9 protein-coding genes are annotated in these 12,550 nt (G+C 65.0%); 3 read left to right on the forward strand and 6 right to left on the reverse strand.

Annotation, left to right across the window (positions count from 1 at the left end; translation table 11 throughout):
• Position 1 precedes the first annotated feature (1 nt).
• Entirely contained in the window at positions 2 to 1,369 is a 1,368-nt protein-coding gene (locus CJU94_RS25775; RefSeq protein WP_095422794.1) for a TolC family protein, read from the reverse strand.
• 163 nt (positions 1,370 to 1,532) lie between these two features.
• Here CJU94_RS25775 and CJU94_RS25780 point away from each other — a divergent pair, with 163 nt between their 5' ends.
• On the forward strand, positions 1,533 to 2,450 hold the full coding sequence (locus CJU94_RS25780; RefSeq protein ID WP_095421470.1) for an NAD(P)-dependent oxidoreductase: 918 nt from the start codon (positions 1,533 to 1,535) through the stop codon (positions 2,448 to 2,450).
• 156 nt (positions 2,451 to 2,606) lie between these two features.
• On the opposite strand, the gene CJU94_RS25785 is transcribed toward CJU94_RS25780, so the two are convergent.
• The 3 genes from CJU94_RS25785 to sauS all read right to left on the reverse strand — a co-directional run bounded on the left by CJU94_RS25785 (position 2,607) and on the right by sauS (position 7,215).
• Positions 2,607 to 3,989 carry an MFS transporter gene (locus CJU94_RS25785; protein ID WP_095421471.1) on the reverse strand — a complete coding sequence of 461 codons (1,383 nt, stop codon included), beginning with the start codon at positions 3,987 to 3,989 and terminating at the stop codon, positions 2,607 to 2,609.
• 122 nt (positions 3,990 to 4,111) lie between these two features.
• Positions 4,112 to 5,773 carry an AMP-binding protein gene (locus tag CJU94_RS25790; protein WP_095421472.1) on the reverse strand — a complete coding sequence of 554 codons (1,662 nt, stop codon included), beginning with the start codon at positions 5,771 to 5,773 and terminating at the stop codon, positions 4,112 to 4,114.
• On the reverse strand, positions 5,770 to 7,215 hold the full coding sequence (gene sauS / locus CJU94_RS25795; RefSeq protein WP_095421473.1) for an acylating sulfoacetaldehyde dehydrogenase: 1,446 nt from the start codon (positions 7,213 to 7,215) through the stop codon (positions 5,770 to 5,772). The genes CJU94_RS25790 and sauS overlap by 4 nt, the downstream gene beginning before the upstream one ends.
• Before the next feature lie 204 nt (positions 7,216 to 7,419).
• Here sauS and CJU94_RS25800 point away from each other — a divergent pair, with 204 nt between their 5' ends.
• Complete coding sequence (locus CJU94_RS25800) at positions 7,420 to 8,184, forward strand: IclR family transcriptional regulator (protein ID WP_095421474.1); 765 nt, start codon at positions 7,420 to 7,422, stop codon at positions 8,182 to 8,184.
• A gap of 106 nt (positions 8,185 to 8,290) precedes the next feature.
• Here the strand turns inward: CJU94_RS25800 and CJU94_RS25805 are convergent, their stop codons facing one another.
• Positions 8,291 to 9,601, reverse strand: a complete 1,311-nt coding sequence (locus tag CJU94_RS25805; RefSeq protein ID WP_095421475.1) for an MFS transporter — start codon at positions 9,599 to 9,601, stop codon at positions 8,291 to 8,293.
• A gap of 171 nt (positions 9,602 to 9,772) precedes the next feature.
• Positions 9,773 to 11,428, reverse strand: a complete 1,656-nt coding sequence (locus CJU94_RS25810) for a GMC family oxidoreductase (protein ID WP_095421476.1) — start codon at positions 11,426 to 11,428, stop codon at positions 9,773 to 9,775.
• A gap of 205 nt (positions 11,429 to 11,633) precedes the next feature.
• On the opposite strand from CJU94_RS25810, the gene CJU94_RS25815 reads away from it, so the two are divergent.
• Positions 11,634 to 12,470, forward strand: a complete 837-nt coding sequence (locus CJU94_RS25815; protein ID WP_095421477.1) for an IclR family transcriptional regulator — start codon at positions 11,634 to 11,636, stop codon at positions 12,468 to 12,470.
• The last annotated feature ends 80 nt before the right edge of the window (positions 12,471 to 12,550 follow it).

Consider the following 12,550-nt stretch of genomic DNA (forward strand, 5'->3'; position numbering starts at 1 on the left):
TTCAGGGTAAGCGTGGCGTTGGGGCCGCTGAGTTGCGCGAGGAGACGTCGACGAGCGGGACGCCGACAAGCCGCCCGATATCGGCGTAGGCAAGGTGCGCGTCCGTCAACGCCTGCACGTATTGCGACTGGCCCTGGAACAACGTGCGCTGGGCATCCAGCACATCCAGAAAACCGAACTTGCCGAGTTCGTAGCCGCGCGACATTGCGTCGAGCGCTTCGCGCGCGGCCGGCAGAACGTCGGTTTTCAGGCGTCGCGCCTCCAGATTCGATCTCTCGTAGTTCGCGTATGCCTGCGTCAATTCCAGTTGCAAGCGGGCTGTTTCGTTGTCGAAGTCGGCGCTCGCCTTCTCGGCTTTGTGAACCGATTCGAACAGCGCGCCCTTGTTGGTATCGAAAAGGGGAAGCGGAATGGACACGCCGACCACCGCCTGGTTGCCGGGAACTCCGCCCGTGACGACCCGCTTCATCCCCACGCTGAACGTGAGGTCGGGGATGCGCTTCGCGCGCTCCACGGAAATGGCGGCGTTGGCCCGACGCGTCTCCGCTTTTGCGGCGCGCGCAAGCGGCGCGTCGGATAAGCGCGGCAGGAGTTGGGTGAGTGACCCGATCGCCGGCACGCTTTCGATGTCGCCGCTCACGGGCCGTCCTCGCACGAGCGGACTGCCCGTCACGTTCGCAAGCTTCTCCGCTGCAATCGTCAGCCGCGCGGCGGCGTTAGCCTGTTCGATCTGGACGCCGGTCGCGGCGACCCGCGCCTTGGTCGCCTCCACCGGCGACACCTTGCCCGCGCGCGCGCGTTTTTCCGCCAGTTCCGCCGACCGCGTCGCGATACCGGCGGACTCCTGCGCGACCCGCAACTGGCGTTGAGCCGCAAGCAACCCGTAAAACGCGGCGATGACGTCCGAGCGCAGGGCCGCGCCGCGCGCGTCGAGCGATGCGAGCGCCACTTCGCGTCCGTAGGAGGCGACGTCGAGCCGCGCCTGACGCTTGCCGCCGAGTTCGACGGTCTGGTTGAGCAACGCCGTCGAGGTGCGCTCCGTGCCGCCGAATCCTTCCTGCAGCAGCGAGATCTGCGGATTGGGGCGCGCGCCCGCCTGCATGAATGTCCCGCTCGATGCATCCGCGTCGGCGCGCGCGCCGCGCAGCAACGGGTTGTTCTCGGCCGCGATGCCGAGCGCCTCGTCAAGGGGCAAGGCGGGACCGTCGCTCGACGGGGTCGGGGGCGGGGCCTGCGTCTGTGACTGCGTTTGTGAGTACTCTGCCGGCGGCGCGGATGGATCGCTCGGCGCAAGCAGCGCCGCCGGCTGTCCGTAAGCCGTGCTCACCGTGGCAAGCGCAAGGAAGGCAACAAGGTGGCGGGTGAACATGGGCGTTTGAAACGTTGACCAGGTGCGACCGATGCTACGGCGCTGCCGCAGTGCCAACATGGTGGAAAAATGAGATTTTTGTCATCTTCGGGGCGGCCCGGACGGCCGCGCCCTGATAATTACCTCACCCCACCCCCAACCCAGCCCAGACTATGGAGCCCCAATGAATCATCCAACCGCACAGCCCGCCCCATCCTTCGTTCGCCGCGTCGCGTTTCTCGGCCTCGGCGTGATGGGCTACCCCATGGCCGGCCATCTCGCGAAAGCCGGCCTCGACGTGACCGTGTACAACCGGACCGCGTCGAAAGCGCAGCAATGGGTCTCCGAGTACGGCGGCCGCGCCGCCGGCACGCCGCGGGAAGCCGCGGACGGCGCCGAACTGGTGCTCGCCTGCGTCGGCAACGACGACGACCTGCGCAGCGTCACGCTCGGTGACGACGGCGCGTTTGCCGGCATGGCGCCGAACGCGGCGTTCGTCGATCACACGACAGCGTCGGCGAACGTCGCGCGCGAACTGGCGGAAATCGCGGGCCGCCAGGGTCTGCACTTCGTCGACGCGCCCGTGTCGGGCGGCCAGTCCGGCGCGCAGAACGGCAAGCTGACGATCATGTGCGGCGGCGAGCCGGCCGTCTTCGAACAGGCGTCCCCCGTGCTCGCGCACTACGCGGCGGCCGTCACGCTGATCGGCGCCGTCGGCGCCGGGCAACTGGCGAAGATGGTCAATCAGATCTGCATCGCGGGCATGGTGCAGGGACTCTCGGAGGCGATCAACTTCGGCCAGCTCGCGGGCCTCGACATGCCGCTCGTGCTGCAGGTGATCGGCAAGGGCGCGGCCGCCAGCTGGCAGATGGACAATCGCGGGCAGACCATGATCGACGGCAAGTTCGACTACGGCTTTGCGGTCGACTGGATGCGCAAGGACCTCGGCTTCTGTCTCGACGAAGCGAAACGCAACGGCGCGTCGTTGCCCGTGACGGCGCTCGTCGATCAGTTCTATGCTGACGTGCAGTCGCTCGGCGGCAGCCGCTTCGACACCTCGAGCCTGATCTGGCGCTTGCGCGCGCTCAAGCCGGCCAGGTGAGCCAGATGAGCCAGGGCGGGCGCGCCCTTAGCCGGCCGCCCGCCGCGTTGCTTCAGTTGCTTACCTCAGTTGCTTACCTCAGTTGCTTACCTCAGTTGCTTACCTCAGTTGCTTACCTCAGTTGCTTACCTCAGTTGCTTACCTCAGTTGCCTGCCTCACTTGCGCCACCGCAATGGCCGGCGCAAGTGATGGCGCTCCAGCCGTACCGCCGCCCCCGCGTGAAGGAACGACGGCATGCCGCCGAGCTCCGCGCCGGCGGTGCGCTCGCGCTCCTCGTCGGCCTCGACGGTCTTGCCGGTGTCGATGAACAGCGCCGCCACGATACCGACCGCGAGCAGGCCCGCGGAGATATTGAACGGCACGTTGTAGCTGCCGGTCTTCTCGATCAGATAGCCGAACACCACCGGCGAGACCATTCCCGCGACACCGAAGCCCGTGTTCATCATGCCGCCGGCCGTGCCCGCATACTTGCCGGCAATGTCGAGCGGCAACGTCCACAGCACGGGGTTGGTGATTTCAAGGAAGAAGAACGAAGCCGACAGGAACCAGACGGCGGTGAGCGGATCGGTGGCGGACACCATCGGCAGCAGAAACACCAGCGAGCCGCCCATGCCCACCACCAGCACCGCACAGCGCGCGAAGCGCAAGCGCCCGGTGATCTTGTAGAGCTTGTCCGACACCACGCCGCCGAGCGTGTCGCCAACCACCCCCGCCAGCAGCGGCAGCGCGGTGAAGAGCGCCAGTTGTTTGAGATCGAATCCTCGCGATTCGCGCAGGTAGGACGGCAGCCAGGTCAGATAGACCCACAGCAGCCAGCCATAGCAGAAGTCCACAAAGGTGACGAGCCACATCCGGCGCACCAGTTTGCGCCACGGCGTGGCCGCGTGTTTGGCGCGGTCGCAGTCGCCGGCGCGGTAGCCGATTTCCGCGGTTTCCTCGGGCGTGATGCGCCGGTTCTGTTCCGGCGAGTTGGTGAACACGAACAGGTAGAGCACGGTCCAGGCGAGGCTCGCGATGCCGAGCAGAATGAATGCATCGCGCCAGCCGCCCGTGGCCACCACGGCCAGCACCAGCGGCGGCGTGACCGCGCCGCCCAGACGCGCGAAGCTGTGGGTAATGCCTTGCGCAAAACCGCGCTCGGCGACCGGCATCCAGTAAGTGAAGGCGCGCGTCGCGGTGGGAAACGCTCCGCCTTCGCCGACGCCGAGCGCGAAGCGCATCAGGACCAGCATCGTGACACTGCCGGCAAAGCCCGTGGCCAACGTGGCCACGCCCCAGATCAGCGAGAGCACCGTGAGCACCAGTTTCGGCCCGAACTTGTCGGCGAGCCAGCCGCCGATAATCTGCATTGCCGCATACGGATAAGCGAAGGCGGAAAACACCAGCCCCAGCTGAACGGTCGTGAGACCCATCTCGTGACGAATCAATGGACCGGCCACGGCAATGTTCACCCGATCGATGTATGAGATGAAATACATCAGGCACATGACCGCCAGGATGATATGACGTGTCTTGACACGCCGGATACGCGTTTCCATGCTGTCTCCTGTTTCTCTCTTATGTGTATCGACCACGGCCATGACCGGCCGTCCGATTTACCGCGATGCGACTCATGAGGTGTGCTGCGCGCTGGCCGCCGTCGACCGCCGGCCGCGCGCCATCAGGTGGGCACCAGCTTCAGGCGCTGCACCTTGCCGGAAGGCCCGCGCGGCAGTTCGTCGACGAACCGGAATTCCTTCGGCGTCTTGTAGCGGCCGAGCTCGCGCAGGCAGTGTTCGCGCAAGTCCGCCGGGTCGGGCGCGCCCCGTCCGTCGCGCAGGCGCGGCACCACGAACGCGACGATCTCCTGACCGTAAGCCGGGTCGGGCACGCCGACCGCCGCGGCATCCAGCACATCGGGATGCCGCAACAGCGCTTCGTCGATTTCGCGCGGCGCAATGTTTTCGCCGCCCTTGATGATCAATTCCTTGGCGCGGCCATTGATGTAGAAGTAGCCGTCCGCGTCGCGATAACCAAGGTCGCCGGTGCGCAGCCAGCCATCCGCCGTAAATGCCGCCGCCGTCTCTTCGGGCCGCTTGTAATAGCCGCCCATCACCTGTTCGCCGCGCAGCACCAGCTCGCCGCACTCGTTGGCCGCGCACTCGCGCCCTTCGCGGTCGATCACCCTCGCCTCGCCGCCCGAGGGCAGGCCGATACTGCCCACGCGACGCCGGCTCGTTTCATATGGATTGCTAAAAACCGGCGCGGCAGTTTCGGTCATGCCCATGGTTTCGATCACGCCGATCCCGAAGCGCGCCTCGAACGCGCGATGATGATCGGCGGGCAATGCCGCCGACGCGCTGCGGCAAAACTTCAGCGCCGACAGATCGTAGGCGCACGTTTCGTCGGCATTGAGCAGATAAGCGACGATGGTCGGCACCACGTTGATCCACGTACAGGCATGAAGCGCGACGTCGCGCCAGAACGTGCGCGCCGAAAAGCGCGATGGCATGACCGCCGAGCCGCCGTGAAAGAGCGGTGCCAGCAGCGTGACGACCAGGCCGTTGATGTGATAAAGCGGCAACGACGCCAGCACACGATCGTCGGCCGTCAGCCGGTGTTCGGCGCTGATATTGCGAGCGTTTGCGACCAGGTTGCGATGCGTCAGCAGAACGCCTTTGGGGGTGCCGGTGGTGCCCGAGGTGTACATGAGCAGCGCGACGTCGTCCGCGGCCGGTTCATGCACCGGCGCGGTAGCCACCTCGTGCCGTGCGCCGCGCATCGCGGACGCGGGTGCCTGCGCAGCGCCAGCGGACCCGCCCGCGGTATGCGCGCCTGCTTCAGCCAGGGCGGGCTCGCGCTTCGCAAGCGTAGGCGGCTCCGCTTGCGCCGGTTCGGTCCCGATCAACGCGATCTCGCGCGTGAGCCCGGCGGCGCGCAGCTCGGCGACGGCCGTGTCGATCACAGCATGCGTATCGCGTCCGGCGAAGATCATCCGCGTGTCGGAATGGTCGACGATATAGCGCACCTGCGAGGGCTGGCAAAGCAGGTTGAGCGGATTCGCCACGAGCCCGCTATACATGGCCGCGAGCAACAGGCGGGCGGTCTGGATGCCATTGCCCATGAACACCGAAACGACGTCGCCGGGTTGCAGCCCGGCTTGCCGGAAACGTGTCTCCAGCACACGGCAGTCGTCGCGCAACTCGCGAAACGTCAGCACGGTCGCGCGCCGGTCAGCGGCCGCTGGTTCATCGTCGTCGAATGCGGCCAGCAGAAAGGGCTTTTCCGGATACTGCAAGGCTCGCTCGTCGATCAGCGCGCGCAGGGTGGCGGGCGAGTTCATCGGCCATACCTCGCGAAGAAATCGCCGAGCAATTCGTCCGTCTCCGGCACGCGCTCCTCGATCGGATAGGCGACCCGTGTAGTGTTCAGATAGTGGCGAAAGCCCAGGTTGCCCGAGAAGTTGTTGCGGCCCCACGTGCCGCAGCCCATCGACAGCGAAAACGGCAAGCCGTTATCGAAGTTGCCGCCGGTGGCGAGGCAGTGCGCCTGATTCACGATCACGCGCGCAACGGGCAACGTTACGCCGAGCCGGACCGCTTGCGTGGTATCGCTCGAATGCAGTCCGACCGAATGGCCGGCGCCCATGTACGCGTAAATGTCGCGCACCACGTCGGCCGCGGCAGCGAAGTCGGCGGCGCGATACACGGCAAGAACCGGTGCGAGTTTCTCGCCGGAAAACGGATAGTCACTGCCCGCGCCGCTTTCTTCCACCATCAGAAAGGCGGGATGACGGGCGGCCACCTCATCCAGACCCGCCACGCCGGCGATCACCTCGGCGGACTTCGCCGTGCAATGTTCAGAGAGCTTGCCGTTGACCCACATTGCCGCCTGCAAGCGGGCCTTCTGCGCGGCATCGAGGAGCACGCCGCCGCACGCGGCCAGCTCGGCGAGCATCGGCGCATAGACCGTGTCTTCGATCACCACGCTGTTTTCGGACGAGCAGCTCGTCGCATTGTCGAAGGTTTTCGAGCGCAGAATCTTGCGCGCCGCGTCATGCAGATCCGCGGACGCGGTGACGATCGAAGCGACGTTGCCCGCGCCCACGCCGAATGCGGGCGTCCCGCTCGCATACGCCATGCGTACGTTCGCCTGCGAGCCCGTCGCCACGACCAGATCGCATTGCCGCATCAGCGCGGCCGTGGCCGCCTTGCTGATCGGCGCGGGCAGCATCTGCACGAGGTCGGCATCGATACCGGCTTTGGCGAATTGCGCGTGAATGAACTCGATCAGCAACGCGCAGGAGGAGTGACCTTTGGGCGACGGCGCGACGATTACCGCATTGCCGCATTTGAGCGCGTTGATGATCTTGTTGGCCGGCGTGGCGGCCGGATTGGTGGACGGCGTAATCGCCGCCACCACGCCGACGGCGCGCGCGATCTCGACGATGCCGCTCGCCTTGTCCTGCGCAATCACGCCGGTGGTCTTCTGTCCATGCAGATCGCGCAGCAGGCCGAGCGTTTTGCGATAGTTCTTGCGGAACTTGTCGTCGGCGTTGCCAAGACCCGTATCGTGTACGGCGCGCTCCGCCAGTTGCCGGTTGCGCTGCGGTTCCATGATGGCCCACGCTGCTGCGGCGGCGGCCGTGTCGAGCGCCTGTTGTCCCGCGTTTTCGAAAGCGCGCTGCGCCGTACGCGCCCTCGCTACGAGCGGCGCAACCATGCGTTCGGCTTCGCCGTCCGCACGGTGTGCCGCGATTTCGGCGCCTGAGGCTCTGACGTTCATATGAGTTCGCTCCGCGTGAATAGATTGATTGCAGTGCTATCAATCTAGCCAGCCGCGCTTTGAGCGAAGTCCCGTTTTTCGAGCTATCCATTGCACGACGCCCGTCAGCATCGGAAAACGCGAAATTCGGTACTTTCCATAGTCCCGAAAAACAATGAAGTCGATGCAAAATCAACCCTGTGAATACGCTGCCGAGGAAGTGGGATGTCGACATCAAACCAGTCGAATGCAGCTGCAGTTCGCGCGTTTCGCGTTCTCGAAACACTGGCGGAAGCGGGCGGCCCGCTCTCGATGACGGAACTCGTCAATGTGCTCGGCCTGCCCAAGCAGACCGTCCACCGGATCCTCGTCCAATTGATGGATGCGTGGCTCGTCACGCGCGGCGCGGGCGACCGTCTTTACGAATGCTCGCCACGCGTGCGCATGCTCGCCGTCAACGTGTTGATGCATGCCGGACCGGCGGCCGCCCGCCACGTGCTGCTCGAACAACTGGTGGCGAAAATCGGCGAGACGTGCAATCTGACCATGCTCTCCGGCAACGACGTGGTCTATGTGGACCGCGTCGAAACCGAGTGGCCGCTGCGCATGCATTTGCAGCCGGGCTCACATGTGCCGCTGCACTGCTCGGCGAGCGGCAAGCTGCTGCTGAGCTTTCTGCCGAAAGACAGGCGCGAGCGCGTGATTGAAACGCTGCCGCTGCGCGGCTATTCCGAGCGAACGATTACCGATCGCGACCTGTTGCGTAAAGAACTCAGCACGACGCGGCGCCGGCTGCTCGCGATCAACAATCAGGAACACCTGCAAGGGCTGATCGCGATTGCCGTGCCCGTCATGCTCGATCGCAATCGGGCCTGCGCGGCGATTGCCGTGCAGGCGCCGGTGGGACGAGTCACGCTCGACGATCTGCTCGCTTTCGTTCCCGATCTGCGCTATGCAGCGGAAGAGACCGCGAAGACGTTTCGGGAATGACGCCGCGCGAAGCCGCGATAACATCGCCACGCAAGCGGCACGGCTTCATCGAGCGGCGCGCCGCACTCCACGCGCCGGGTTCACCTGTCCCTAACACACCGCGGAGTCACGAACGCGCATGGACGACCGTATCGAACGCGCCCGCCCGCTTGCGTTCAATCGCCCGCACCGATAGCGCGGAGATCAAAGCGGAGAACAACACATACGCGCACACGGTCCACGGTTTGCCGCCGTTCAGCCGCATCAGGATCGTCGCAATGATCGGCGTGAGCCCGCTCGCGAAGATGCCCGAGAACTGATAGACGAACGAGATACCCGTGTAGCGTACTTCGGCGTCGAACAGTTCGGCAAACAATGCCGCCTCCGGGCCGTACACCATCGCGTAGAAAATGCCGAAGGGCACCACGATCGCAGCCCAGATCAACAATGTATTGGCCGGCTGCATTTCGATCAGCCAGAAAGCCGGAAACACCGACACGCCGCAAATCAGCGAGCCCCAGAAGTAGACGCGCGCGCGGCCGAGCTTGTCGGACATGCCGCCGAACAGCGGGATGAAGAAGCACATCACGCCGGCCGCGATCATCACGCCGAGCAATGCGTCGGTGCGGCTCATCGAGACATGCTGCGTGAGGTAGCCGATCGAGAATACGGCGAAGATATTGAAGAACACACCGTCGATATAGCGCGCGCCCATGCCGAGCACCACGGCACCGCGATAGCGCGTCATCATGTCGACGAACGGAATCTTGGCCTCGCGCCGATTGCGTTTGAGCGCGATGAATTCGGGCGTCTCCATCACCTTGGCGCGAATATACAGCCCGATCAGCACCAGCCCGAGCGACGCGCCGAACGCGATCCGCCAGCCCCACGACAGGAACGCGGCTTCGGGCAGCAGACGCGAGAGGCTCGCGACCATCCCCGATGCGAGGCATAGCCCGATCGACAAACCGATCTGCGGCAGGCTGGCATAGAGACCGCGTTGCGCCGGGGGCGCATATTCATAGGCCATCAAGACCGCGCCGCCCCATTCGCCGCCGAGCCCGATGCCTTGCAGCACGCGCAGCGACAACAGCAGGACAGGCGCCCAGATGCCGATCTGCGCGTAGGTCGGCACGAACGCGACGCCTGCCGTCGAGATCCCCATGATGATCAGCGTGAGGATCAGCGCCGACTTGCGGCCGATACGATCGCCGAAATGGCCGAATATCACGCCGCCGAGAGGCCGCGTGACGAAACCTACCGCAAAGGTCGAATACGCGAGCAGCGTCGACACCAGCGGATCGTTGGCCGGAAAATAGAGCTTGTTGAAGACGATGCCGGCGACAACGCCGTAAAGAAAAAAGTCATACCATTCGACGGTTGCGCCGATCACGCTGGCGAACGCAACGCGGCGGATAGCGCGGGGATCGATTGCCATAGCAGCAGCTCCTCAATGGACAGCCATGCCGCCTGCGTCGGCACGCGGCCAGCCGGTAACCCCAGTTGTCTCCTCCGGGGCGGTTTATGTGCACCCCGCGAACCGTCCATGCATCGGACGACTCGCGGCTGCGTATTGCGGCGGACTGTGCCCGCCGTTGTTTTGCACCTGCTACGCGGCCACTTTCGCCGCCGGCGTCGTCGCCACACCGCGATCGACACCGTTGGCGTCGTGCAGAATCATGTCCGACGCCTTTTCAGCCACCATCACGATCGGAACGTTGGTATTGCCTGACACGAGCGTGGGCATGATCGAGCAGTCGACCACACGCAGCCCCTGCGTGCCGTACACGCGCAGGCGCTCGTCGACCACCGCGAGCGGATCGCCGGCCGTGCCCATCTTTGCTGTACCAGATGGGTGGAAAATTGTCTGTCCGTACTCCCGGCAGAAATCCAGCAGTTCGTCGTCGGTCTGCGCATGCGCGCCTGGCCGCACCTCACGTTTCATCAGCGCGGCCATCGGCTCGGCGGCCGCGACGCGGCGCGCGAAACGCACGCCGGCGATCGTCGTGCGCCGATCCAGATCGGTGTCCAGATAGTTCGGCTGAATGGACGGCGCTTCACGCGGGTCCGCGCTGCGAATGCGCACCGCGCCGCGCGATTCGGGACGCAACTGGCAGATCGAATAGGTGCAGCCCGGAAAGTCGTGGACGTTGCCGCCCGCGGAGTCCGCCGACAACGTGGAGAAATGAAACTGGATGTCAGGTGTCGCCGATTCCTGCGGCAAGGCCCGGCAGAACATGCCGCCCTGGTTGATGCCGACCGCGAGCGGACCGCCGCGCATCAGCGCCCATTGCAGCCCCATTCTGGCGCGCCCCGTCCATGAACGCAGCAGATCGTTGGTCGTGATCGGTTTGGTGACTTCATAGATCAGCCGGATTTGCAGATGGTCCTGCAGGTTCTCGCCGACGCCCGCGCGATTGGCCACCACGGGAATGCCGAATTCGCGCAGCAATGCGGCCGGCCCCACGCCGGACAGTTGCAGCAATTGAGGCGACTGCAGCGCACCGGCGGTCAGGATCACTTCGCGATTGGCGCGCACTTCCCGCAACTCACCGTGTTGCCGATACTGCACCCCACAGGCGCGGGTTCCCTCGAACAGAATCTTCGAGGCCATCGCATCGGTTTCCACCCGCAGGTTCCTGCGTTGCCGCGCGGGCTTCAGATAGGCGACGGCGGTCGAACACCGAAAGCCGCGGCGGGTAGTCAACTGATAGTAGCCGACGCCCTCCTGATCGCCCGTATTGAAGTCCTCGATGGTTGCCACGCCTAACGAATTCGACGCCGCAATGAACGCGTCGACCAGTTCATGCCGCTGTTTGATGGTCGAGGCCCACAGCGGGCCGTCGACGCCGCGCGTGGGCCCCTCGCCCAGTTCGTTGTGTTCCAGCCGCCTGAAATACGGCAGGCAGTCATCCCAGCTCCAGCCGCGATTGCCGAGCCGCGCCCAATGGTCGTAATCGTCCTTCTGCCCGCGCACGTAGATCAGGCCATTGATCGAACTGCTGCCGCCCAGCGTGCGGCCGCGCGGCCAGTAGAGCCGGCGATTGTGCATGTTCGGATCGGGATCGGTATAGAAGCCCCAGTTGTAGACCGGGTGAAACATCGTCTTGCCATAACCGATGGGGATATGAATCCACATGAAGCGATCGGCCGGGCCGGCTTCGAGCAGACATACCGAGTAGCGGCCGCCTTCGGAAAGCCGGTTCGCCAGCACGCAACCCGCCGACCCCGCGCCGACGACCACAAAGTCGAATCGGTCTGCCATGTGCAATGTCTCCTGCATGTTTTATAAAAACCGGTATGTTTCGTTGAAATTTATGTTCAGCCCGTTTCCTGTTCAAGAAATTCCCGCTACTATCGGCTCATGTGAAACAGAAACAGCGTTTTTTGTTTCACTTTTAGCAATTACCAACCGGCCTGCGCAACGTACGCGGACGCTGGCGAGTCACTGATCGAGAGCAAGGAGGTGTATGCAAGCACTCTGCCCGTCGCCGCGCAGCGAACCCGTGGCCGAAGACTCGCGGGCTTTGCGTGCATTGGCCGTGCTCGAACAGCTGGCGGCCGCCGGGCAGCCGTTTTCGCTCTCGCAACTCTCGCTGCGCCTGCACATTCCCAAAGCGACGCTGATGCGGCTGATCGAGTCGCTCGAAGCGCAGGGCTACGTGACTCATCTGCCCGATTCGCGTGGCACGGACCGCGGCATCACGCTGGGTCCGAAAGCGGCGCAGCTCGCGCTCACCACGCTGTCCAACAATACGTTCGGGCGCGCCTGCCGTTCGCTGCTGCGCTCGCTCGTCGACGCGCTCGGCGAAACCTGCAACCTCACCGCGCTGGATCGCGACACCGTGCTCTATCTGGAGCGCGTGGAGACCGCCGAACCGCTGCGGCTGCATTTGCAGCCCGGCACGCGCGTGCCGTTGCACTGCACCGCCAGCGGCAAACTGTTCCTGTCGCAGATGCCGCCGGCCGAGCGCCGCCTGGTGCTCGCGCGGCTGACGCTGGAGCGAAAAACGCAAGGCACGCTGACGGAATTGAATCTGCTCGAGGCGGAACTCGACCGCCTCGCGGTGCGCGGAATCGGCATCGACAACGAGGAACTGGTTCGCGGCATGGTGGCGGTCGCGGTGCCTGTGCGCGATGCGGCGGATGGGCACGTGCTTGCCTCGCTGGCGATTCACGCGCCGACCGCGCGCGCGAGTCTGAACGACCTGCTGAAGGCCGTGCCGAGACTGAAGGACGCGGCGCTGAAGCTCGCCCCGCTGTTATCCGCGGGCCCTTCTGTGGAGCATGCGCACCATGAGCGTTGAGGCCGTCCCCATGAGCGATCCATTCGATCCGGCGGAGTCATCCGCCGGCGTGCGGCCCGGCGGCGCGAAGGCCGGACGGC

It is taken from the genome of Paraburkholderia aromaticivorans, assembly GCF_002278075.1.
Classification (GTDB): domain Bacteria; phylum Pseudomonadota; class Gammaproteobacteria; order Burkholderiales; family Burkholderiaceae; genus Paraburkholderia; species Paraburkholderia aromaticivorans.

What these genes read in the sequence shown, in the direction of transcription:
- CJU94_RS25805 (WP_095421475.1), bottom strand. Translation starts at nt 9,601, where the DNA reads ATGGCAATCGATCCCCGCGCTATCCGCCGCGTTGCGTTCGCCAGCGTG.
- CJU94_RS25790 (WP_095421472.1), bottom strand. Translation starts at nt 5,773, where the DNA reads ATGAACTCGCCCGCCACCCTGCGCGCGCTGATCGACGAGCGAGCCTTG.
- CJU94_RS25800 (WP_095421474.1), top strand. Translation starts at nt 7,420, where the DNA reads ATGTCGACATCAAACCAGTCGAATGCAGCTGCAGTTCGCGCGTTTCGC.
- CJU94_RS25775 (WP_095422794.1), bottom strand. Translation starts at nt 1,369, where the DNA reads ATGTTCACCCGCCACCTTGTTGCCTTCCTTGCGCTTGCCACGGTGAGC.
- CJU94_RS25810 (WP_095421476.1), bottom strand. Translation starts at nt 11,428, where the DNA reads ATGGCAGACCGATTCGACTTTGTGGTCGTCGGCGCGGGGTCGGCGGGT.
- CJU94_RS25785 (WP_095421471.1), bottom strand. Translation starts at nt 3,989, where the DNA reads ATGGAAACGCGTATCCGGCGTGTCAAGACACGTCATATCATCCTGGCG.
- sauS (WP_095421473.1), bottom strand. Translation starts at nt 7,215, where the DNA reads ATGAACGTCAGAGCCTCAGGCGCCGAAATCGCGGCACACCGTGCGGAC.
- CJU94_RS25815 (WP_095421477.1), top strand. Translation starts at nt 11,634, where the DNA reads ATGCAAGCACTCTGCCCGTCGCCGCGCAGCGAACCCGTGGCCGAAGAC.
- CJU94_RS25780 (WP_095421470.1), top strand. Translation starts at nt 1,533, where the DNA reads ATGAATCATCCAACCGCACAGCCCGCCCCATCCTTCGTTCGCCGCGTC.